This window comes from Yoonia ponticola (genome assembly GCF_014199395.1).
In the GTDB taxonomy this organism is placed as follows: domain Bacteria; phylum Pseudomonadota; class Alphaproteobacteria; order Rhodobacterales; family Rhodobacteraceae; genus Yoonia; species Yoonia ponticola.
Window position 1 is genome coordinate 384,686 of the sequence record NZ_JACIJM010000002.1, and the last position, 22,577, is coordinate 407,262.

Sequence of the window (22,577 nt, forward strand, 5' to 3'; positions counted from 1 at the left end):
AAAGAAGTCCGATGTCCGATAAAACACCTCAAATCGACGATATGTCCAAACGGTCTCGCGAAGTGTTCCAGCGCGTGGTCGAAGGCTATCTTGAGACCGGTGCGCCGGTTGGATCGCGGACGCTGACCCGCACGTTGTCGGAAAGCGTGTCAGCCGCGACTGTGCGCAATGTGATGCAGGATCTCGAATATCTCGGTCTGGTTGGATCACCGCATGTCAGCGCAGGACGGGTGCCGACGCAACTGGGCCTGCGCATGTTCGTTGATGGTATTCTCGAAATGGGTGACCTCGGTGCCGAGGATCGTCAGAAAATTGACCAGACAATGGGAGAGAAAGACACCGACGTCACTGCGCTCCTCGACCGTGTTGGCTCTGCTTTGTCTGGGGTGACGCATGGCGCGAGCCTTGTTTTGACGCCGAAACACGAAGCCCCGATCAAACACATCGATTTTGTGTCCTTGTCGCGCGAACGTGCGCTCGTGGTTCTGGTCTTTGCGGATGGTCACGTCGAAAACCGCCTGTTCACCCCGCCACCGGGTCAAACCCCATCATCAATGCGCGAAGCGGCAAATTTCCTGAATGCGATTGCCGAAGGGCACACGCTGTCAGAACTCGATGGGATCATCACCCGCGAAATCGCAGCGCGGCGTCAGGAAATCGACGCGCTTGCGGCTGAGTTGGTGGAAAGCGGTGCTGCGATCTGGGAAAACAAAGGCGAATCGACCGAGCGGCTGATCGTGCGGGGCAGGGGCAATCTGCTGACCGACAACGAATCCGAGGCTGACCTCGAACGCATCCGCACCCTTTTTGACGACCTCGAAGCCAAGCGTGATATCGCGCAATTCCTTGAACTTGCGGACGATGCCGACGGGGTGCGCATTTTTATTGGCTCAGAGAACAAATTGTTTTCACTTTCGGGTTCCTCTTTGGTGGTTTCTCCCTATATGAACGCCGATCAGAAGATCATTGGCGCGGTTGGCGTCATTGGGCCGACTCGTCTCAACTATGGGCGGATTGTGCCCATAGTGAATTACACGGCACAGCTGGTTGGCAAGATGATTGCGGACCGGTCTTAGAGGTAGAAAAATGGTAGACGAAAACGCAGAACCGATGTCCTTGGATGACCTTGTGGCAGAAGGCGAAGAGCCTGATTTTGACCAAGGCAGCTTTGAAGAAATCGAAGCAATCAAGGGCGAGCGTGACGAGTTTCGCGACAAATTCATGCGTGCGCTGGCGGACGTAGAAAACATTCGCAAACGGTCCGAACGGGACCGGCGCGAGGCTGAAAACTACGGCGGGTCCAAACTCGCACGTGATTTGCTGCCGGTTTACGACAACATGCGTCGCGCGTTGCAGTCCAACGACGAAGCTGACGGCGAAGCAAACAAAGCTTTGCTCGAAGGCGTCGAGCTGACAATGCGCGCGCTGATCTCAACTTTCAAAAAGCACGGCATCGACCCGATTGTGCCCGAAGTTGGCGATCGTTTTGACCCAAAACTGCACGAAGCGATGTTCGAAGCACCCGTGCCTGGCACCAAAGCGGGCGATATCATCCAAGTTGCCGCCGAAGGTTTCATGCTGCACGACCGTCTTTTGCGGGCGGCACAAGTTGGGGTTTCCTCAACACCGGCGTCCTAATCCACGCTTTCGCAAATACAATCAGGGCAGGGGCAGTAATGCTCCTGCTTTTTGCGTCGCAGGCTCAGGCGCAAACGACCTATCCCGACTACGAAAATCTCTACGTGAACGACTATGCTGGCATCATCCCGAATTCATGGGAATCTCGCCTGCGCTTCAAACTCGAAGCTCTCAAAGTCGCGAGAGACATCGATTTCACCATCCTCACAATAAACCGAATGTCCGACTACGGGCATGATGGGGCAATTGAACCTTTCGCAACGGGCCTGTTCAACAAATGGGGCATAGGCGATTCACTGCGAAATGATGGGATTTTACTGCTCGTGTCCCGCTTTGATCGCGCGTTGCGGATCGAACTCGGGTCCGGCTACGGCAACGCACTCGACGCCGAAATGCAGCGTATCATCAACACCACAATCACGCCCGCCTTCCGCGAAGACGCGTATTACGCAGGCATCGACAACGGTGCGACAAAGATCATCCGCGCGGTCACAGGTCGTTTTCCGGCGAATACGATACCAACCTTCTGATGCGGATCGTCATCGTCCCCAAGCAGTTCCTCATCATCCGCATCTTTCGGCGGCGGCAGATCCAGTGGCGGCGGGGCAAGCGGTAGCTGGTAACACGCAGCCGCCCCTTCATTTCGCCAAAACAACTCAAACTCCGACCGATCAGTCGCCCGCTAAGTCCCGTAATTCATATACCAACGCCAGTGCCTCGCGCGGCGTCAATTCGTCCGGCATGATCTCTCTCAACCGCGCTTCTGCTGCGGATTCTTTCACAACTTCCTTCACCGACGCGGGCGGCGGTACGGCCGCAAACAACGGCAGATCATCGATGATCGCCTTGCGGTTCGTTCCGCCCTCGCGTTCGCCCTTTTCCAAGGCTTCCAAAACGACTTTCGCCCGCTCGACCACGACCGATGGCAATCCGGCAAGCCGCGCGACTTGCACACCATAACTGCGATCCGCCGTACCTTTGCGAACCTCGTGTAGGAAAATAACGTCGCCTTCCCATTCTTTTACCGTGACCGTCGCATTATCCACGCCATCCAGTTTCGCGGATAGCGACGACATTTCGTGGTAATGTGTGGCAAACAATGCACGACAACGATTAACATCGTGTAAATGCTCCAGCGTCGCCCAAGCGATTGATAAACCGTCATAAGTCGCGGTTCCGCGCCCGATCTCGTCCAAGATGACCAAGGCCCGATCATCCGCTTGGTTCAGAATCGCGGCCGTTTCGACCATCTCAACCATGAACGTAGATCGCCCTTTTGCCAGATCATCCGACGCGCCAACGCGGCTGAAAATCTGACTGACAATCCCAATATGCGCAGATTTTGCGGGTACAAAACTGCCCATCTGCGCCAGTACAGCGATCAACGCATTTTGCCGCAAAAACGTGGACTTACCGGCCATGTTGGGACCCGTTAGCAACCAAATCGACTGCTCTGACAAGTCGCAGTCATTGGCAATAAACGGCGAACCGGACGCCTGCAACGCCGCCTCAACCACAGGATGCCGCCCGCCTTGCAAATCAAATGCGCGGCTATCGTCCATCTTTGGCAAAACCCAATTTTCTGACGTCGCAAGATGCGCCAAACCAGCGGTCAAATCGATCTCTGACAATGCCCGCGCCAACGCGCCTAGCGGTCCAGCTTGCGCAATAATCGCCTGTATTAGAGACTGAAATAGGCGCTTTTCGATCTCTAACGCACGACCGCCTGCATTCAAAATCCGCGTCTCGATCTCGGACAATTCAACGGTCGTAAATCGCACTTGGTTCGCAGTCGTTTGGCGATGAATAAACGTCTCGTTCAACGGCGGCGTCATCATTTTTCCAGCGTGCGTCGCTGTGGTCTCAATAAAGTAACCCAGCACATTGTTATGCTTAATCTTTAGCGCAGAAACGCCCGACAACTCTATAAATTCGGCCTGCATCGCCGCGATCACAGATCGCCCTTCGTCGCGCAATTTGCGCGCTTCATCCAATTCTGAGTCATATCCGGGCGCGATAAATCCGCCGTCGCGTGCCAGCAAAGGCGGTTCTGCGACGAGCGCATCATCAAGCAACGCCAGCAATTCATCATGCCCTTGCAAGCCGGACGCCGCACTGATCAAAACTCCCGGCAAATCGCCGGACAAAGCCGAAAGCAGTGTCTGTGCATGGCCAATCGTGTTGCGAATAGCTGCCATATCACGCGGACCACCGCGATCTAACCCAAGCCGCGACAACGCCCGATCCAGATCGTGCACGCCCTTCAAGTGGTCGCGCAAATCAGCCGTTAACCGTGTATCACCAGCCAAAAACGCAACCGCTTCTTGCCGCTCTTGAATGACCGCCAATGTGCAAGATGGCGACGACAACCGTCGCTCTAACAATCGCGCACCACCCGCCGTGATCGTTTTATCAATCGCACCCAACAACGATCCAGCACGACCACCACTCATCCCATGGGTGAGTTCTAACGAACGCCGCGTTGCTGCATCAATCTGCATCGTGGACCGCTGACCCTCTGAAACAGGCGGCCGCAACAGCGGTAATTTACCTTTTTGCGTGATTTCTAAATACTCGACCACAGCCGACATCGCAGCAACTTCGGCCCGCGCAAACGAGCCAAAGGCATCCAGCGACCCGATTTTGTAAAGGTCCAACAGGCGCTTTTCGCCAGCTGTACTATCAAACGCAGCAGCGCCCAATGTCGTCAATGCCGCGCCTGAATCAGACACTAATTCAGCGAATTCGCTCTCTACACCGTCCACGACGATCACTTCACGTGGCGTCAAGCGGGCCAGTTCTGGACCGAGCGCAACGCGCGGACAGGTCATCACGTGAAATGCGCCCGTCGAAATATCAACCCAAGCTAGCGCGCCTTCATCACGTACAGTCGCATAAGCTGCGAGAAAATTATGCCGCCGCGCATCGAGCAATGAATCCTCGGTCAACGTACCAGGTGTCACCAATCGCACAACTTCACGGCGAACGACTGCTTTATAACCGCGCTTTTTCGCTTCTGCTGGGCTTTCCATTTGCTCGCAAACTGCAACACGAAATCCTTTACGGATCAATGTTAGGAAATATCCTTCAGCCGCGTGATGCGGAACACCACACATCGGAATATCTTCCCCGTCGTGTTTACCACGTTTGGTCAGGGCAATATCCAACGCCTCTGCCGCATGAACGGCATCATCAAAAAACATCTCATAAAAGTCGCCCATTCGGTAGAACAACAACGCATCCGGATGCGCCTGTTTTATCTCCAAAAATTGCGCCATCATGGGCGTTACTGTGCTTTTTTCGACTGCCATTGGGCCCCCTGGATCATCAAAACCACAATACCGATGCGATGTTAGCGACGAAACCCCGAAATGACCCCGTTGCCCTTTGGTTTGATCCCCCCTTACAAAGGTTGAACGCGCAAGGGAGAACAGCATGGCCAAGACGAAAATGACGCGAGAGGACGCATTGTCGTTCCACATCTCGCCGACACCCGGAAAATGGGAAATTCAGGCGACGGTGCCGATGACGACGCAGCGCGATTTGTCGCTCGCCTACTCCCCCGGCGTGGCCATTCCTTGCGAAGAAATCGCCGCAAATCCTGCGACGGCCTACGACTACACGAACAAGGGAAACCTTGTTGCGGTGATCTCGAACGGGACCGCTGTTCTGGGCCTTGGCAATCTTGGTGCTCTCGCGTCAAAGCCGGTGATGGAGGGCAAATCGGTCCTGTTCAAACGCTTCGCAGACGTGAATTCTATCGATCTGGAACTGGACACCGAAGACCCAGACGCCTTTTGTGACGCGGTAAAGTTAATGGGCCCGACCTTTGGCGGCATTAACCTTGAAGACATCAAAGCGCCCGAGTGTTTCATCATCGAACAGCGCCTCAAAGAGGAAATGGACATCCCTGTTTTCCATGACGACCAACATGGAACGGCTGTGATCTGCGCGGCGGGGTTGCTCAACGCGCTACATATCTCTGGCAAGAAAATCGACGAAGTTAAAATCGTTCTCAACGGTGCTGGTGCCGCCGGTATCGCATGCCTCGAATTGCTCAAGGCGATGGGCGCAAAGCACGACAACTGCATCATGTGCGATACAAAAGGCGTGATTTATCAAGGTCGTACCGAAGGTATGAACCAGTGGAAATCCGCCCACGCCGCCAACACCGACACCCGTACATTGTCAGAAGCAATGGATGGTTGCGACGTGTTCCTCGGTGTGTCTGCCAAAGGTGCCGTGACCCAAGACATGGTGATGTCCATGGCCCCGAATGCTGTGATTTTCGCCATGGCAAACCCTGATCCAGAGATCACACCAGAAGAAGCGCACGCCGTCCGCGATGACGTCATCGTCGCAACGGGGCGTTCCGATTACCCCAATCAGGTTAACAACGTCCTTGGGTTTCCCTACCTTTTCCGTGGTGCGCTGGATATTCACGCCCGCGCCATTAACGATGAAATGAAAATCGCTTGCGCTCAGGCGCTCGCCGATCTCGCCCGCGAAGACGTGCCTGACGAGGTCGCGCTGGCATACGGGAAAAAGCTGTCATTTGGTCGCGATTACATCATTCCAACGCCTTTCGATCCGCGTCTGATTTACCGCATTCCCACCGCAGTCGCACAGGCTGGCATGGACACTGGCGTCGCCCGTCGTCCCATCGTTGACATGGACGGCTACGAGGCGTCGCTCAAGGCGCGGATGGACCCGACCGCGAACATGTTGCGGAACCTGAATGCCCGCGCCCGCGCGAACCAATCGACGGTTGTTTTTGCCGAAGGCGATGATCCGCGCGTGCTGCGTGCCGCGATCACATATCAGCGGTCCGGCTTTGGCACCGCCCTTGTCGTGGGGCGTGATGATGACGTCGCGGACAAGCTGAGATCCGAAGGCATGTCCGACGCAATCGGCGAACTGACAATCGTGAATGCGGCCAAAACCACCGAGTTAGACACTTACAAAGACTTCCTCTACGAGCGTCTCCAACGCAAAGGGTTGGACATGCAGGACGTTCATCGCCTTGCTGCGCGGGACCGTCACGTGTTCGCCGCGCTCATGGTCGCACACGGTCACGCCGACGGGATGGTCACGGGGGCCACACGCAAATCCGCCCATGTACTCGAACTGATTAACCACGTTTTCGACGCTGGCCCGCATGACGGTGCCGTTGGCGTCAGCGCGATTTTGAACAAGGGTAAAATCGTGCTGATGGCCGACACGCTCGTCCATGAATGGCCCGACGAAAACGATTTGGCGGACATCGCCGAACGTGGTGCCTCCGTTGCGCGCGAACTCGGCCTTGATCCACGCGTCGCCTTTGTGTCGTTCTCGACCTTCGGTTATCCGGTGTCGGAACGTGCGACGAAAATGCACGTGGCGCCTACGATCTTAGACCAGCGCGGCGTTGATTTCGAATACGAAGGCGAAATGAACGTCGATGTCGCCTTGAACCCCAAAGTCATGGCGCAATATCCGTTCCAACGGTTATCTGGCCCCGCGAATGTGTTGGTTGTGCCGGCGCGTCACTCTGCCTCGATTTCTGTCAAACTGATGCAAGAAATGGCGGGCGCGACCGTGATCGGCCCAATTCTATCCGGCGTCGGAAAACCTGTGCAAATCTGCTCTGCGACCTCTACGGTGAATGATATCTTGAACATGGCCGTTATCGCCGCATGTCGCATTGGGTAAAATATGACTATCTGGAATTTAGGCTCTATCAACGCGGATTTCGTCTATACCGTGCCGCATATCCCCGCGCCCGGCGAGACACTAGCCGCCACTGATCGCAAGGTTTTCTTGGGCGGGAAGGGCGCAAATATGTCGGTCGCAGGTGCACGTGCCGCCGCGCAGGTCAAACACATCGGGGCCATTGGCCACGATGGTTTGTGGACCAAGCAGCGCCTGCTCGAATATGGCGTCGATACCCAACATATCACAACGTTAGACACTGAAACGGCTCATGCGATCATCGCCGTTGATGCCGATTCCGAAAACATGATTATTCTGCATCCTGGTGCGAACACAAAAATCCCGCAGGCGATTTTGCAGAATGCGTTGTCAGAAGCGCAGACCGGCGATTGGTTCATCACGCAAAACGAAACGAATTTGCAGCGAACAGGCACGCAGTTGGCCAAGAAAATGGGCCTCAAAGTCGCTTATGCCGCAGCTCCCTTTGACGCCGAACGTGTACAAGCGGTCCTTGAATACCTCGATTTCCTAATCTTGAATGCGGTTGAAGCAGAGCAGCTGAAACAAGCCACTGGTCAAGACCCTGCCGACCTTGGCGTGAAGGACGTGATCGTGACCTTGGGCGCGGGCGGCGCGGATTGGTATTCGCGCAACGGCAAGCAGCATTTTGAAGCTATTGACGTAGATCCCGTCGATACAACAGGGGCTGGCGACACGTTCACAGGCTACGTTCTTGCAGGACTTGATCGGCAGTTAACCATGGAACAATCCATCGCACTGGCGCTCAAAGCAGGCGCATTGATGGTGACACGCTACGGCACAGCCGACGTCATTCCCGACCTTTCAGAAGTACAGGCATTCAACCGATGACCGACCACCTCACGACCCACCAAGCCGAAGAAGACGCCCGCAACGACAACATCCTCATTTATGTGGACGGAAAGATCGTTCCAAAGGAAAAAGCCGTTGTTAGTGTCTATGACAGCGGCTTCATGCTCGGCGATGGCGTCTGGGAAGGGCTGCGTTTGCATGACAATACGTGGGCTTTTGCGGACGAGCATCTTGATCGCCTTTTTGAGGCGGCCAAAGCCATTGATCTCGATATCGAGATGGACAGAAAAGGCGTGATGAACGCGTTATTAGAGACGCAAAAAGCGAACGGCATCACCACCGATGCCCATGCGCGATTGATGATTACACGCGGCGTTAAAATTCGCCCGTTCCAGCACCCGAACTTGTCGCAAACGGGCCCGACCTTCGTGATTATCGTCGAACATTCGAAACCGAAAATCCCGCGCCCGATTAGCCTTGCCACCGTGCCGCACCAGCGCGGCTTGCCGATGACCCAAGACCCAAAGCTGAACTCGCATTCCAAACTGAACTGCATTCTCGCCTGTATCGCCGCGCAAAAAGCGGGCGCTGACGAGGCGCTGATGCTCGACGTGCATGGTTTTGTGAACACGACAAACGCCTGCAACTTTTTCATCGTGCGCAAGGGTGCTGTTTGGACGTCGACGGGCGACTATTGCATGAACGGGATCACCCGCCAAAAGGTCATCGACCTGTGTCGCGCTAACGACATTCCGGTTTTCGAACGGAACTATTCGTTGGTTGATACCTACGGTGCTGACGAGGCGTTTTTGACGGGTACGTTTGGTGCGCAAACGCCCGTTGGGTCCATTGATGGCCGTGTGATCGGCAATGGCAATCTCGGCCCGATGACGACACGTTTACGGAAACTTTACGCGGACATGATCGCGCAGGAATGTCGTTAATGCGCATCGCGATGTGGTCCGGCCCGCGAAATTTGTCCACGGCGATGATGTACGCCTTCGGCAATCGCGCCGATTTTGCCGTTTGGGACGAACCTTTTTACGCGGCGTACCTCAAGCAGACCGGTTCAGATCATCCAATGGCCGCCGAGATTATCGCGGCGCACGAGGCTGATCCGGCCAAAGTCGCCGCCCGCTGCATAGGCTCTATTCCTGACGAAAAGCCGCATTTCTACATGAAACACATGCCGCACCACATGATCGACGGTATGCCGTTAGACTGGGCTGCTGCATGTGAAAACATTCACCTGATCCGCCATCCTGCCCGCGTCATCGCGAGCTATGCGGCAAAGCGTGAACAGGTCACCGCGCTTGATCTGGGTTTCAAACAGCAGGTTGATATGTTCGACAAAATCGGTGGCGTTGTGATCGACAGCAGCGATATTCGCGCTGATCCCGAAGAAATGCTGAACCTGCTATGCGATGTGATTGGGCTCGATTTTGATCCGGCTATGCTATCTTGGCAAGCGGGGCCGCGCGATGCGGACGGGATTTGGGCCAAACATTGGTACAATGCCGTGCATCAATCGACGGGCTTTGCTGGTGCCGAAGGGCCGCTGCCGGAATTGACGGGTCGCGACGCCGAATTACTGGCCGAGACGCTGCCATATTACGAGCAACTCGAAAAAGAGAAGATTTAGCAGTCGGATTCAGAAAATCGCAACCTATCGATTCTAAAAGTGAATTGTAGTTTGTAACGATTAGAATCATGTTTTGTTCCCGGTGGTGAAAGCCACCGGGATACGTCTTTTATGACTTCAGCAACTCGCCCAGTTTCAAAGCAATCCGCGCATCGCCGGATACCTTTAGCTTGCCAGTCATCACACCCGTCATCGGGTTCAGCTTGCCTTTGATCAGTTTCGCCATGTTCGGCGCTGTGATCTTGATCGTGCAATCCGTATCGCGATCAACAGTACTCACTGTCTGATCCTCTAGGATAATCACACCATCATCGCCGCTATCGAATTTCAGCGATCCTGCCAGCGGCGCGTGATCCACGCCCCGCTGCAGTAGGTCTACCATTTCGGCCTGCGTCATTTGTTGCGACGGTTTCGCGCTGCAAGCAGTTTCAAACGCAGCGCGTTCAGTTGAATAAAGCCCTGCGCATCAGTTTGATCGTATGCGCCAGCGTCTTCTTCAAACGTCACATGTGCCTCTGAATACAGTGAATTTTCAGACCAACGCGCAACAGTTGTCGCGGACCCTTTGTACAGTTTCAGCTTTACAGTACCGCTGACGTGCTCTTGCGATTTGTCGATCGCGGCTTGCAACATTTCACGCTCTGGCGAGAACCAGAAACCGTTGTAGATCAGTTCAGCGTAGCGTGGCATCAGGCTGTCTTTCAGGTGGCCAGCACCGGAATCGAGCGTGATTTGCTCAATGCCGCGGTGTGCTTCCAGCAAAATTGTGCCGCCGGGCGTTTCGTAGATGCCGCGTGATTTCATGCCAACAAAGCGGTTTTCAACCAGATCAAGACGGCCGATGCCGTGCTTGCCGCCATATTCATTCAGCTTTGTCAGGATCGTCGCTGGCGACATGGCCTCACCGTTGATCGACACCGCATCGCCGCGCTCGAAACCAACTTCGATGAATTCGGGCTCGTTTGGCGCATCTTCAGGTGCAACGGTCCGCTGATACACATATTCCGGTGCTTCGACTGCCGGATCTTCCAGCACTTTACCTTCGGAAGATGTGTGCAGCAGGTTCGCATCGACACTGAACGGCGCTTCGCCGCGTTTGTCTTTGGCGACAGGGATCTGGTGCTGCTCTGCAAATTCGATCAACCGCGTGCGGGATGTCAAATCCCACTCACGCCACGGCGCAATCACCTTAATGTCTGGGTTCAGCGCGTAAGCGGCAAGTTCAAAGCGCACCTGATCGTTGCCTTTACCAGTCGCACCATGCGCGATGGCGTCAGCGCCTTCCATTTCAGCAATCTCGACGAGACGCTTGGAAATCAGCGGACGGGCGATGGATGTGCCGAGCAGGTAGATGCCTTCATAAACCGCATTGGCGCGGAACATCGGAAAGACGAAATCACGCACGAATTCTTCGCGGACGTCTTCGATGTGGATCGCAGATGCGCCCATCATTTCAGCCTTGGCGCGCGCTGGTTCCAGCTCTTCGCCTTGGCCAAGATCGGCGGTAAAGGTCACGACCTCGCAACCATATTCGGTCTGAAGCCATTTGAGGATGATAGAGGTGTCGAGACCACCAGAATAAGCAAGGACGACTTTTTTAGGAGCGGACATGAGAACGGGCCTTTTATGCAAAGATTTGTTGGAAACGGCGATACTGCGTTTGGACGGATAGGGCAAGGATGCCAGCGTTGACGGAGGTGTGTGGGCATGCAACCTAGGCGGATCATTTCATTAGACGAGTACATCCCTATGGCTTTTAAAATTCTACTTCACACATTCCGCATGATTTTCGGCAACCTTGGGCAGGCCCTGAAAGTGTCTGTTGGGCCTTATCTGATACTGCTTTTGACTATTGGCGCGTTGTTCTTCGCGGCGACGAGCATGTCTGGCGAAAGTATAGGGAATCTTCCAATTCTTATGCTGTTCATTCTGCCGCTTATGCTTTTTGTCACGTCATGGGTCGCGGTGTCATGGCATCGCTTTATTTTGCTTGAAGAGTACACAAGTGTTCTGCCAGCGGTGGCGGGGCGTCCGATTTGGTCCTACGTGGGCAAAGGTATCTTGCTAGCGCTTATTATTATGCTCATCGCTGTGCCTACTTTTTATCTGATCGGTGCCCTTGGGTTGGGGGCTTTCCTTGGCCCACAGAGTTATAGCGCGCAATCTGGATCTGCTGGTCTGCTGGCGACCTTGATCATTCTGTTAGCTGTTTTCGTCTTTATTTCGTTTATCTCGCTGCGGCTTGGCATTGCTCTGGTTGGAACTGCGCTTGGCAAACCTTTGGGATTTGGGGCGGCGTGGGCGGCTACTGGGAAAATCAGCGGCGTCATTTTCGGTGTGGCGGTTTTGCTGGTGCTGATCAACGCGGTGCCAGCGCAACTGTTTTCGCGGTTGGCTGTTATTGCGCCGATTGTCGTCGCGGTTTTTAACCTTGCGTGGCAATGGCTTACCATAATGTTGGGTGTTTCGGTCCTGACAACGATCTATGGTCACGTCATCGAAGAGCGGCCTTTAGTAGATTAACCCTTTGTTAATAAACAGAGTTTCGCAGAGAAACTCTTAGAAGACGCCGGCGAGGAAGTCGGCGTCTCCGTCGTTGGACAGTTCTGCCAATGCCACCACTGGATCAAGCCAAACCGCCATATGTCCCGGCTCTGTTGGTGGGCCAAGTGGCAGAATGGGGCGCGCCAGATAGATGTGGCAGACTTTTTCCGCGAACATATCGTAGTCAGGCATGAACACGAAACGCCGGAATACGCCCAGCTTGCGCGGCGACCCGATGCGAAATCCAGTTTCCTCGTAAACTTCGCGGTGCAGTGCTGCGATCGGGCCTTCGCCCGGATCAATCCCGCCACCGGGCAGTTGAAATTCCTCGTGCGGGGCGGCTTGATAGGTCACCAAAACCTTGCCGTCGCGGGGCAAAATCGCATAGGCACCGGGCCGTAATTTGTATTTCTGTCCCGTAATTGGCGCATCGCCATACCGTTTGATCATACCTTGCCCCCTTGGACGCTGTGCTTGTCCTACCTATATAGCCGCGATATGCCAAATCCTGACAAGATAGGAAAGCCGATGACCATAGGTGCGATTGCCTGGGATGATACCGTCCTGCCGTTTCAACTTGACCGTTCTGACATTCGTGGCCGCGTGGCCCGTTTGGATGGGGTGTTGGAAGAAGTTCTGAAACAACACGACTACCCTGCCGTGATCGAAGGTCTGTTGGCTGAGATGGCGTTGCTGACCGCAATGATCGGCCAGTCGATGAAACTGCGTTGGAAGCTGTCGTTGCAAGTGCGCGGCGAAGGCGCTGCGCGTATTCTGGCAACCGATTATTATGCGCCGACGGATGACGGGCAACCCGCCCGCATTCGTGCCTATGCCAGCTACAACAAAGACACGATTGATCTGAACGCTGACGGTTTCGAGCAGATCGGCAAAGGTTACTTTGCGATTATGATCCATCAGGGCGAAGACATGACGCCATACCAAGGTGTGACCCCGCTTGCGGGTGGATCGCTTGCGGCCTGTGCCGAGACGTATTTTGCCCAGTCCGAGCAGTTGCCGACCCAGTTTTCGTTGTCTTACGGTAAAAACCAGATGCCGGGCGAAGGTCCGAAATGGCGTGCTGGCGGGATCATGTTGCAGCAGATGCCGAAGGGTTCGATTGACGCGCCATCCGGTGAAGAACCTGCGCGCGAAGATGGTTTGACCGATCCGATGGATTTCCTGGATGCCGAAGACGGTGAAAACTGGAACCGCGCCACAGCGCTTGTTGGTACGGTGGATGACATGGAGCTGATCGGGCCGACCGTGACGCCGACGGAATTGCTGGTGCGTTTGTTCCATGAAGAACAGCCGCGCGTGTTTGACGCGAACCAAGTCAAGTTCGGCTGCACCTGTTCCGAAGAAAAAGTGCGTCAATCCCTGTCGATCTATTCGGCCAAGGATATCAAAACGATGACCACCGACGAAGGCACGGTCACAGCCGATTGCCAGTTCTGTGGGTCGCATTACGTGTTCGATCCTTTGACGCTAGGGTTTGAGGCGGAAACGACGCCTGAGGGCAAAGGCGATGACGCCTGATTACGGTCAAATCTTGGGCGACGCGCTGTCTAAAACGGGCAGCGCGTCGTCCGACTTTGATCTGAACCCTGACATTGCCATCCCCGAGGGGCGCGTTCTGAAACCTGCCGCTGTGCTGGTTGGTGTGCGCGAAAACGGGAACTTGATCCTCACAAAACGCTCTGCAAAGTTGAAGCACCATCCGGGGCAGATTGCTTTTCCGGGTGGTAAAATGGACGACACCGATGTTGATCTTGCGGCCGCTGCATTGCGCGAAGCCCGCGAAGAAATCGGATTGCCGTCCGATCAGGTCGATGTGCTTGGCGCATTGCCCTGCCACGAGACGGTTACCTCGTACCAAGTGACCCCGATTGTGGCGCTTATTCACGGTGATTTCACGGTGATCCCCGAATTGGGCGAGGTCGCGGAAGTGTTCGAGGTGCCTTTCACACATTTCACGGACGCTGCGAATTACCGCGTCGAGGGGCGACGCTGGCAGGGACGCCGCCGCGAATATTTTGTCGCCCCCTTTGGTGCCTATTACATCTGGGGTGCGACGGCGCGTATTTTGCGCGGTCTTGCTGAACGGATTGCACCATGAAATTAACAGCGGATTGGTTAACGTCCCGACCTGCGCAGACGGTTTGTGCATTGTTAACCGATGCCGGATTTGAAGCGTGGTTCGTGGGCGGTTGCGTTCGTAATACGCTGTTAAACGCCCCTGTTGCGGATTTGGACCTATCCACGAACGCACGGCCTGACGTTGTCGTGGGGCTTGCCAAGGATGCTGGACTGCGTGTCGTTCCTACCGGAATTGAGCACGGTACAGTCACTATTGTTGTCGAAAAAACGCCGATCGAAATCACAACATTCCGGCGCGATGTCGCAACGGATGGCCGCCGTGCGGTTGTCGCTTTTGCCGATACGTTGCTTGAAGATGCGCGTCGTCGGGATTTTACGATGAACGCTTTGTACGCGGATATGGACGGGAATATCGCCGACCCGCTGGGCGGATTGCCTGATCTACAGGCCCGCCATGTGCGGTTTATCGAAGATCCCGAACGGCGGATTCAGGAAGATTACCTGCGTATCCTGCGCTTTTTCCGGTTTCATGCATGGTACGGCGACGTTGATGCGGGCATTGACGCGGATGGTTTGGCTGCCTGCGCAATGCACGTCGAAGGCATTCAAACCCTGTCAAAAGAACGGATCGGGCAGGAAATGCTGAAACTGCTGGCCGCGCCTGATCCTGCCCCTGCGGTGGCATCATTTGCGTCTTGCGGCGGGCTGATGCAGGTCTTGCCGGGCGCAGATCACGGCGCGTTGTCCGTGCTGGTTCATGTGGAAGGTGTCGCTGGTTTAGAGCCTGATGCGATCCGCCGCCTTGCGGTTTTGGGCGGGCAGGATGTGACCGAAAATCTGCGGTTGTCGAAGGCAAAAGCGCGACGATACGGTTTGCTGCGCGATGACATGTCTACAGCAGAGATTGCGTATCGATTTGGTGCGGATGCGGGCATGGATAAGCTGGCTCTTCAAGCGGCATCACTGGGCTGCGAAATAGACCCTAAAGCGATAGAATTTGTGCATTTCGCAGCGCGTCAACACTTCCCGATCACGGCGGCAGATTTCATGCCCGCGCTACAAGGTGCGGCGCTAGGCCGCGCGATCAAGGATGCCGAAAGTCGGTGGATTGCGTCAGGATTTATGTTGGGCAAAGACGCATTGCTTGGCTGAGAAAAGGCCTGTGATCTGGCCAGATTGCTAGTGCAGGTTTCCAACGACCACTTAGGCGATTATGTCTGAGGTGTAACTTAAAAGGTCATGGTCATGTTTCGTTTCTTTGAAAAGCTGGTCGACCCCTATGTCGCCTATCCAGAAAACAACAACCCCTCGCAATCATTGCGTGTATTTTTGTGGGACTATTGCAAGCCCTTCAGGGGCATTTTCATCGCCACAGGGCTGATGTCGATCCTGATTGCGATCATCGAAGTGATGCTGATTTCGTACATGGGCCGGCTTGTGAACCTGCTGGGCGATGGTGAACCAGCTGTGGTTTGGGCGACCTATGGGCTGGAGTTTATTCTTGTCGCAATCGCCGTTCTGACCATTCGGCCCGTTGTTTATATTGTGCAGGTCATGCTGTTGCATCAGACGATTTTGCCGAATGTCGGCACGTTGGTGCGGTGGCGCGCGCATCGTCATGTAATGCGACAATCTGTGGGTTGGTTCGAAGATGATCTGGCCGGACGGATTGCAAACCGGATCATGCAAACGCCGCCCGCCGCTGGCGAGGTTGTGTTCCAGATTTTCGACGCGCTGACCTTTGCTGTGGCTTATGTGATTGGTGCCGCGATATTGCTGGGGGACGCTGATCCGCGCTTGATGATCCCGCTTTTGCTATGGTTAGTGCCTTATTTGTGGTTAATGCGCTGGGTCATGGTCAAGATCGAACCCGCGTCCGAGGCGGCGTCGAATGCTCGATCTGCCGTGACGGGTCGTGTCGTCGACAGCTATTCAAACATCCATTCTGTGAAAATGTTTGCGCATCATGACCGTGAAATCGACTATGCCAAGGAAAGCATCGAAGAGGCGCGGCGCACGTTTCAGATCGAATTGCGTTTGTTTACCATGATGGATGGCGGCTTAACCTTGATTAACGGTTTCCTTGTTGTGGGGATCGTTGGTTGGGCGATGTATTTGTGGATGCAGGGCACGGCGAGCGTGGGTGTTGTTGCTGCGGCGACGGCGTTGGCGCTACGGCTGAATTCGATGTCCGGTTGGATCATGTTCGCGGCCTCCGCGTTTTTCCGCAATCTTGGTGTTGTGAAGGAAGGCATGGGGACGATTGCGCAGCCGATTACGCTGTTGGATGATGCAGACGCTGCGCCCTTGCAGGTTAAAAACGGCGCTGTTGCGGTGCAAGATCTGTCGCACCACTATGGCAAAGAGGCCGGTGGTTTGGATCATATTAACCTTGCGATTGCACCTGGTGAAAAGGTCGGTCTTGTCGGGCAGTCTGGTGCCGGAAAATCGACCCTCGTAAAGCTACTTTTGCGGTTTTATGATGCCGAGAGCGGGCAAGTTTTGATCGATGACCAACCGATCAAGTCCGTGACGCAGGATAGTCTACGTGCCGCGATTGGCATGGTGCAACAGGATAGCGCGTTGCTGCATCGGTCTGTGCGCGACAATATTCTGTATGGTCGCCCGAGTGCGTCCAAAGACGAAATGATCGCGGCTGCACGCAAGGCCGAGGCGCATGATTTCATTCTGACGCTTGAAGATAACGAGGGCAATGTCGGGTATGAGGCGCGTGTTGGTGAACGCGGTGTTAAGCTGTCGGGCGGACAGCGGCAGCGGATTGCGTTGGCGCGCGTGATTTTAAAAGATGCGCCGATTTTGCTCTTGGATGAAGCGACTTCCGCGCTAGATTCAGAGGTCGAAGCCGCCATATTAGAGACGCTTTATGGCATGATGGAGGGCAAAACGGTGATCGCGATTGCGCACCGTTTGTCTACGATTGCGCAGATGGATCGGATTATCGTGATGGATCAAGGGCGCATTATTGAAGACGGAAGCCATGATGAATTGCTGGCTGCAGGTGGGCAATATGCTCGGTTCTGGGCGCGGCAATCGGGTGGTTTTCTGGGGCAAGACACGACAGGAACTGACGCATGAACCCAGCAAATTGGATAAAACCGTTTCAAGCGGCAGACGGTGCGCCGCCGAAAACCCTAGTTGCATTCGGGCGCTGGGCGTTGCGGGGCAGCTTTGTCCCGATTGGCTTTGGCTCTGCGATTTCGGTGGTGTCCGGACTGATCGAGGTCGCTTCAGCGCTGATGTTGGGCATGGTGATTGACGCGGCTTTGGCGGGCACGACCGAAGGATTTTTTGCCGAGAATACGACACTAATACTAGGGGTTTCTCTGTTTTTCCTAGTGTTCCGTCCGGCGTGGCTAGCGTTAGCAGGGATGATGCAATCGGTGGTCTTGGGGCCATCGATTTCGGCGTTAATCCTGTCGCGGATGCACCGCTACACCATCGGCCAAGCAGTCACGTTTTTCGATAACGACTTTGCGGGCCGGATTTCGCAAAAGCAGATGCAAGCGACGCGAGCGTTAACCGACATTGTGATCGAATTTGTCCACACGGTCGTTTTCGCGATGGCGTCCGTGGTGGGATCGCTGATCTTGGTCATGACGTTGGATTGGCGAGCAGGGATTGCGCTGGCATTGTGGGTGCTGGCGTATGTCATGTTCTTGCGGTTTTTCATGCCGCGTATTCGTGTCGCATCGAAGGCGCGGGCAGGGGCAAACGCCATGGTTTCGGGCCAAATCGTTGATACGATCGGGAATATCAAGACGGTCAAACTATTCGCACACGACAATCACGAAGACCAAGCGGCTATTTTTGCGATGAAGGAAATGCGCAAAAAAGCGATTGCTTGGGGGTGGATTTCCGCGTCATTCCGCGGGTCGTTGATGGTGCTTTCAGGGGTGCTTCCGTTGATTTTGGTCGGCGTGACGCTGCTGGTCTGGACACGCGGGGGCGCGACGACGGGCGATATCGCGGTGGCCGGCACGATTGGATTGCGCTTGGCGCAGATGACGGGTTGGGTCAGTTTTACGTTGATGGGCATGTACGGGAACGTCGGCGTCGTCGAGGACGCGGTGCAAACGTTAACATCGACCCATACTCTGTTGGACGCGCCGAATGCCAACGTGCTGGCTGTGCCGAAAGGCGAGATCAAACTGGAGGACGTGACGTTTTCCTATGGCGGCGGTCCGGGTGGATTGAACGAGGTGGATTTGACGATTGCCAGCGGCGAACGTTTGGGCATTGTCGGGGCGTCTGGTGCGGGTAAATCGACGTTGGTTGCGCTGCTTTTGCGGCTCTATGACACGGAAAAAGGCCGCATTTTGATTGATGGTCAGGATATTGCGCAGGTCACGCAGGAAAGCCTGCGGCGCAATATCGCGATGGTCACGCAGGAAACTGCTATGTTTAATCGGTCTGCACGGGACAACATCGGATATGGGTCGCCGGACGCGTCCGACGATATGATCCTTGCGGCTGCTGAGCAGGCCGAAGCGCACGATTTCTTGCAGAATCTTAAGGATTTCAGGGATCGTGAAGGATACGACGCGCATCTTGGTGAACGGGGTGTGAAGCTGTCTGGTGGCCAGAGACAACGGATTGCGATTGCGCGAGCAATATTAAAAGACGCACCGATTTTGGTATTGGACGAGGCGACTTCGGCGCTTGATTCAGAGGTGGAAGCGTCGATTCAGTCAGCGTTAGAGACTGTTATGATCGGCAAGACCGTCATCGCGATTGCACACCGCATGTCCACATTGGCGCGGATGGACCGCATCATCGTGCTTGACGCGGGGCGCATCGTTGAACAAGGAAGCCATGAAGGCTTGCTAGCGCAAGATGGCCTGTATGCGCGGTACTGGAACCGGCAGTCGGGCGGATTTATTAACGTAAAAGACGCGGCGGAATAATCATATGGCGATGATCGAAGGGTTAACCCACCTCGGGCTGGGCAAATTGGACGACGGGCGCACATTGTTGCCGCGCGTTTTGCCGGGCGAAGAAGTGAGTGTTGACCAAGATGGCACTGTCCGCATTATCACACCGTCGGTGGATCGTGTTGCGGCCCCGTGTCGTCATTTCAAGACCTGTGGCGGTTGCGCGATGCAGCACGCCAATGACGTTTTTGTCGCGAGTTGGAAGCAAGAGATCGTGCGTAAAGCGGTCACTGCTCAGGGTCTAACAGCGGAATTTCGTGAGATTCAGACGTCACCACCCCAGTCGCGGCGTCGGGCAAAGTTTGCTGGACAGCGCACGAAAAAGGGCGTGATGCTCGGGTTCTATGCCAAGGGTTCGGACACGATTATCGCGGTGCCTGATTGCCAGTTGATCACGGTGGGATTGCATGATGCGCGTCCTGCGCTAGAGGCGCTGATTATGATCGCGGCATCGCGTAAGTCGCATGTTTCGTTCACGGTGACGGAAACGGCTGTGGGGCCGGATGTCAGTGTAGAGACTGAAAAAGAGTTAACATCGCAGTTGCGAATGGAGCTTGCGGTGTTTGCGCAGAAGCATGGTTTGTCGCGGTTGGTGTGGCAGGACGAGGTGATCGTCACGATGCAGCCGCCTGCGCAGGACTTTGGCGGTGTGTCCGCTGTTCCGCCTGCTGGTGCGTTTTTGCAGGCGACAAAGCATGGTGAGGCGGCATTGCGTGATGCGGTTTCAGAGATCACGGCGGGTGCGAACCGGATTGTTGACCTGTTTGCTGGATCGGGCACTTTTGCTTTACCGCTGTCGAAAGGCGCAGAAATTCATGCGGTCGAGGGTGAGGCGGATATGATCGCAGCGCTTGATCGTGGTTGGCGTGACGGCAAAAACCTGAAGCGCGTGACGTCCGAGACACGCGATTTGTTCCGTCGCCCATTAGAGCCGGATGAGTTGCGCAAGTTTGATGCGGCTGTGATCGATCCGCCACGTGCAGGTGCCGAGGCGCAGATCGCTACGCTGGCTGTGAGCGCGATCAAGAAGGTTGCGATGGTGTCGTGTAACCCTGTGACCTTTGCGCGTGACGCAAAAACACTGGTTGCCGCCGGATTTACGCTGAATTGGTTACAAGTTGTTGATCAATTCCGCTGGTCGCCGCATGTTGAGGTTGTTGGCAGCTTCACGCGAAAGTGAACAACACTTTGACGCTGAGCCTTATAGTAGATCAAAGTTAAAGAGTAATATCCGAATAAAGCGGCATAGACCGGCGGTGGGCAGATGAAAATATCGAGACGAACAGTAGTAACAGGTATGGGTGCTGCGGCACTGGCAGGATGTTCGACAGCGACACCGGATCGATTCCGGACGTATGACGGACCGCCAGTCACGCGGATTCAGGCATTTAAAGGCAAGCGGAAGTTGCAGCTTTTGAACGGCGAACGGCTGTTGAAGGACTACAACTTTGAGTTGGGCTTTGAGCCGACCAAACACAAACAATTCGAAGGTGACGGACGCACGCCAGAAGGCGCGTATCTGATCGACCGTCGCAATCCGAACAGCAGATTTCATCTGTCGTTGGGTATTTCCTACCCGAATATCAATGACTTGAACTTTGCGCGGTCACACGGGCTAAGCCCTGGTGGTGACATCTTTATTCACGGCACCCCAAATCCGTTTTCCAACGAAAAGGATTGGACTTGGGGCTGTATTGCCGTGACGAATGATGAGATCGAAGAGATGTACGCGATGGTGCGTAACGGTACGCCGATCTACATTTATCCTTGAAACGTGCTGCCTGCGACGGGAGACCCGAGCGGGCGGATATCAACTGGTGATGGTGCTGACAGTGAACCCGGTGCGGAGCCGACGTTCAGTGTCCACCACAGTTTGCCAGCCGGTTCTTGATACCAAGCAAAGCCGATGCGGCGTGCAGATGGGTCGAGCAGCACTTCGCGGCTATCGCGGTCTTGGGACCATGCGGCGAGGGTTTCGAGCTCTGTCTCATAGGATTCAGAGATGATTTCACCCAACAACTGACCTGTGAAACCTGCGCGACGCGCGCGGTCCAGTGGTGATGATCCGTCAGACCCAAACAACCACGGACGGTTTTGCACCGACATGTCGCGGGCGTGTGTTGCTGCCGCAGCGATCAGGTTCGAATCAAGTGCCACAGGTGTGACGCCCGCAGCCTGACGCAGCGCATTGATGCTTTCTTCCATACGGAACTGGATTGCATCGACGTCGTTCGCCCCGATTTGGTAAACGGTCGGCAAAGGCAGGCCGTCGGGCCCTATTCGCGCAACGGGTGTGCGGCTAGAACAAGCGGCCAAACCGAATGCGGTCAGTCCAAGGATGATTTCGCGTCGAAACATGGGTTTACTCACCTTTATAATGCCTCATCCTAGCTGGATTCCTTGCACACTTCAAACACCGTTCGGCAACAGTTTGCTAATATAACACGGCTGTGACGCAGGTTTGATTGCGCGATTTCAGCAAGGCGATTAAATCTGGGTCAGTCATTTTTGGTATTTCACGGAGCGCGAGACCATGACGTCCGACTTCAAGTCCCTTTCACGCCGCGGCTTTATGGCTGCGACTGCTGCCACGGTTGGCACGGCTGCTATTGGCCAGACGAATAATTCCACCGAACTCGAAGCAAATATCGGTCGCGGCGTAAGCCGCAACACCGCATCATTCCGGTCGCTAGATTGGCGTCCGTATTTTGACACGTTGGTTGGTGGCGCGATCTTGTGCGACCTTGAGAGCCGCGTTTTGCATTACTGGTCGCAAGATCAAAGCATCTACAAACTGTACCCGACATCGGTTCCATTATCCGAAGACCTGACACGTCGCGGTAAAACCGAAGTGATCCGCAAGGTCGAAGGCCCATCATGGTCGCCGACGCCGTCGATGCGCGAACGCAATCCTGAATGGCCCGCCACGATCGGACCTGGACCGGATAACCCATTGGGAACGCACGCTTTGTATCTCAGCTGGCAGTATTACCGTATCCACGGCACGCATGACACACGCAAGATTGGTCGCCGGTCATCGAACGGCTGCATCGGTCTGTATAACGAGCACATTCAAGAGCTCTACGCGCTTGTCGGGAATGGTGCGCAGGTCATGTTGATCTAGCACCGTCACAACAGTCTAACGAAAAAAGCCCCGCCAAATCTGGCGGGGCTTTTTT

21 protein-coding genes are annotated in these 22,577 nt (G+C 55.0%); 16 read left to right on the forward strand and 5 right to left on the reverse strand.

Annotation, left to right across the window (positions count from 1 at the left end; genetic code table 11):
- Positions 1–11 precede the first annotated feature (11 nt).
- The 3 genes from hrcA to FHS72_RS04630 are packed head-to-tail and all read left to right on the forward strand — an operon-like array spanning position 12 to position 2,168.
- Positions 12–1,076, forward strand: coding sequence for a heat-inducible transcriptional repressor HrcA (gene hrcA, locus FHS72_RS04620; protein WP_183526256.1), 1,065 nt, complete (start codon positions 12–14; stop codon positions 1,074–1,076).
- Positions 1,077–1,086: 10 nt separating this feature from the next.
- Positions 1,087–1,638 (forward strand): nucleotide exchange factor GrpE, encoded by a 552-nt coding sequence (locus FHS72_RS04625; protein ID WP_183526258.1) that lies wholly within the window; start codon positions 1,087–1,089, stop codon positions 1,636–1,638.
- A 38-nt stretch (positions 1,639–1,676) separates the two neighbouring features.
- Positions 1,677–2,168 (forward strand): TPM domain-containing protein, encoded by a 492-nt coding sequence (locus tag FHS72_RS04630; protein WP_183526260.1) that lies wholly within the window; start codon positions 1,677–1,679, stop codon positions 2,166–2,168.
- 141 nt (positions 2,169–2,309) lie between these two features.
- On the opposite strand, the gene mutS is transcribed toward FHS72_RS04630, so the two are convergent.
- Positions 2,310–4,949 (reverse strand): DNA mismatch repair protein MutS, encoded by a 2,640-nt coding sequence (gene mutS, locus FHS72_RS04635; RefSeq protein ID WP_183526262.1) that lies wholly within the window; start codon positions 4,947–4,949, stop codon positions 2,310–2,312.
- A 124-nt stretch (positions 4,950–5,073) separates the two neighbouring features.
- On the opposite strand from mutS, the gene FHS72_RS04640 reads away from it, so the two are divergent.
- Genes FHS72_RS04640 through FHS72_RS04655 form a run of 4 tightly spaced genes read left to right on the forward strand, consistent with a single transcriptional unit; the run spans position 5,074 to position 9,802 of the window.
- Positions 5,074–7,329, forward strand: coding sequence for an NADP-dependent malic enzyme (locus FHS72_RS04640; RefSeq protein ID WP_183526264.1), 2,256 nt, complete (start codon positions 5,074–5,076; stop codon positions 7,327–7,329).
- 3 nt (positions 7,330–7,332) lie between these two features.
- Positions 7,333–8,199 carry a ribokinase gene (locus FHS72_RS04645; protein ID WP_183526266.1) on the forward strand — a complete coding sequence of 289 codons (867 nt, stop codon included), beginning with the start codon at positions 7,333–7,335 and terminating at the stop codon, positions 8,197–8,199.
- On the forward strand, positions 8,196–9,104 hold the full coding sequence (locus tag FHS72_RS04650; RefSeq protein ID WP_183526269.1) for an aminotransferase class IV: 909 nt from the start codon (positions 8,196–8,198) through the stop codon (positions 9,102–9,104). Before FHS72_RS04645 ends, FHS72_RS04650 begins: the two co-directional genes overlap by 4 nt.
- Positions 9,104–9,802, forward strand: coding sequence for a sulfotransferase-like domain-containing protein (locus FHS72_RS04655; protein WP_183526272.1), 699 nt, complete (start codon positions 9,104–9,106; stop codon positions 9,800–9,802). The genes FHS72_RS04650 and FHS72_RS04655 overlap by 1 nt, the downstream gene beginning before the upstream one ends.
- 109 nt (positions 9,803–9,911) lie before the next feature.
- On the opposite strand, the gene FHS72_RS04660 is transcribed toward FHS72_RS04655, so the two are convergent.
- Complete coding sequence (locus FHS72_RS04660; protein ID WP_183526275.1) at positions 9,912–10,199, reverse strand: SCP2 sterol-binding domain-containing protein; 288 nt, start codon at positions 10,197–10,199, stop codon at positions 9,912–9,914.
- Positions 10,196–11,413 (reverse strand): argininosuccinate synthase, encoded by a 1,218-nt coding sequence (locus tag FHS72_RS04665; protein WP_183526278.1) that lies wholly within the window; start codon positions 11,411–11,413, stop codon positions 10,196–10,198. Before FHS72_RS04665 ends, FHS72_RS04660 begins: the two co-directional genes overlap by 4 nt.
- Before the next feature lie 138 nt (positions 11,414–11,551).
- On the opposite strand from FHS72_RS04665, the gene FHS72_RS04670 reads away from it, so the two are divergent.
- On the forward strand, positions 11,552–12,325 hold the full coding sequence (locus FHS72_RS04670; protein WP_183526282.1) for a hypothetical protein: 774 nt from the start codon (positions 11,552–11,554) through the stop codon (positions 12,323–12,325).
- 36 nt (positions 12,326–12,361) lie between these two features.
- On the opposite strand, the gene FHS72_RS04675 is transcribed toward FHS72_RS04670, so the two are convergent.
- The gene (locus tag FHS72_RS04675) at positions 12,362–12,796 is read right to left on the reverse strand and encodes an NUDIX hydrolase (protein ID WP_183526284.1); all 435 of its coding nucleotides are present in this window, start codon (positions 12,794–12,796) and stop codon (positions 12,362–12,364) included.
- Positions 12,797–12,874: 78 nt separating this feature from the next.
- Here FHS72_RS04675 and hslO point away from each other — a divergent pair, with 78 nt between their 5' ends.
- The 7 genes from hslO to FHS72_RS04710 all read left to right on the forward strand — a co-directional run bounded on the left by hslO (position 12,875) and on the right by FHS72_RS04710 (position 21,169).
- Positions 12,875–13,885 (forward strand): Hsp33 family molecular chaperone HslO, encoded by a 1,011-nt coding sequence (gene hslO / locus FHS72_RS04680; protein WP_183526286.1) that lies wholly within the window; start codon positions 12,875–12,877, stop codon positions 13,883–13,885.
- Positions 13,875–14,465, forward strand: a complete 591-nt coding sequence (locus tag FHS72_RS04685; RefSeq protein ID WP_183526288.1) for a CoA pyrophosphatase — start codon at positions 13,875–13,877, stop codon at positions 14,463–14,465. The genes hslO and FHS72_RS04685 overlap by 11 nt, the downstream gene beginning before the upstream one ends.
- The gene (locus FHS72_RS04690) at positions 14,462–15,598 is read left to right on the forward strand and encodes a CCA tRNA nucleotidyltransferase (protein WP_183526290.1); all 1,137 of its coding nucleotides are present in this window, start codon (positions 14,462–14,464) and stop codon (positions 15,596–15,598) included. Before FHS72_RS04685 ends, FHS72_RS04690 begins: the two co-directional genes overlap by 4 nt.
- Before the next feature lie 93 nt (positions 15,599–15,691).
- A complete protein-coding gene (locus tag FHS72_RS04695; protein ID WP_183526292.1) occupies positions 15,692–17,542 on the forward strand; it encodes an ABC transporter ATP-binding protein in 1,851 nt (616 codons plus the stop codon).
- Positions 17,539–19,371 (forward strand): ABC transporter ATP-binding protein, encoded by a 1,833-nt coding sequence (locus FHS72_RS04700; protein ID WP_183526294.1) that lies wholly within the window; start codon positions 17,539–17,541, stop codon positions 19,369–19,371. The genes FHS72_RS04695 and FHS72_RS04700 overlap by 4 nt, the downstream gene beginning before the upstream one ends.
- A 4-nt stretch (positions 19,372–19,375) precedes the next feature.
- On the forward strand, positions 19,376–20,578 hold the full coding sequence (locus FHS72_RS04705) for a class I SAM-dependent RNA methyltransferase (RefSeq protein ID WP_183526296.1): 1,203 nt from the start codon (positions 19,376–19,378) through the stop codon (positions 20,576–20,578).
- A gap of 84 nt (positions 20,579–20,662) precedes the next feature.
- Positions 20,663–21,169: a L,D-transpeptidase family protein gene (locus FHS72_RS04710; RefSeq protein WP_183526298.1), complete on the forward strand. Its 507-nt coding sequence runs from the start codon at positions 20,663–20,665 to the stop codon at positions 21,167–21,169.
- Here FHS72_RS04710 and dalA read toward each other — a convergent pair.
- A complete protein-coding gene (gene dalA, locus FHS72_RS04715) occupies positions 21,160–21,756 on the reverse strand; it encodes a divisome-associated lipoprotein DalA (RefSeq protein ID WP_183526301.1) in 597 nt (198 codons plus the stop codon). The genes FHS72_RS04710 and dalA overlap by 10 nt on opposite strands.
- A 175-nt stretch (positions 21,757–21,931) precedes the next feature.
- Between dalA and FHS72_RS04720 the strand changes: the two genes are divergently transcribed.
- The gene (locus FHS72_RS04720) at positions 21,932–22,522 is read left to right on the forward strand and encodes a L,D-transpeptidase (RefSeq protein ID WP_183526303.1); all 591 of its coding nucleotides are present in this window, start codon (positions 21,932–21,934) and stop codon (positions 22,520–22,522) included.
- The last annotated feature ends 55 nt before the right edge of the window (positions 22,523–22,577 follow it).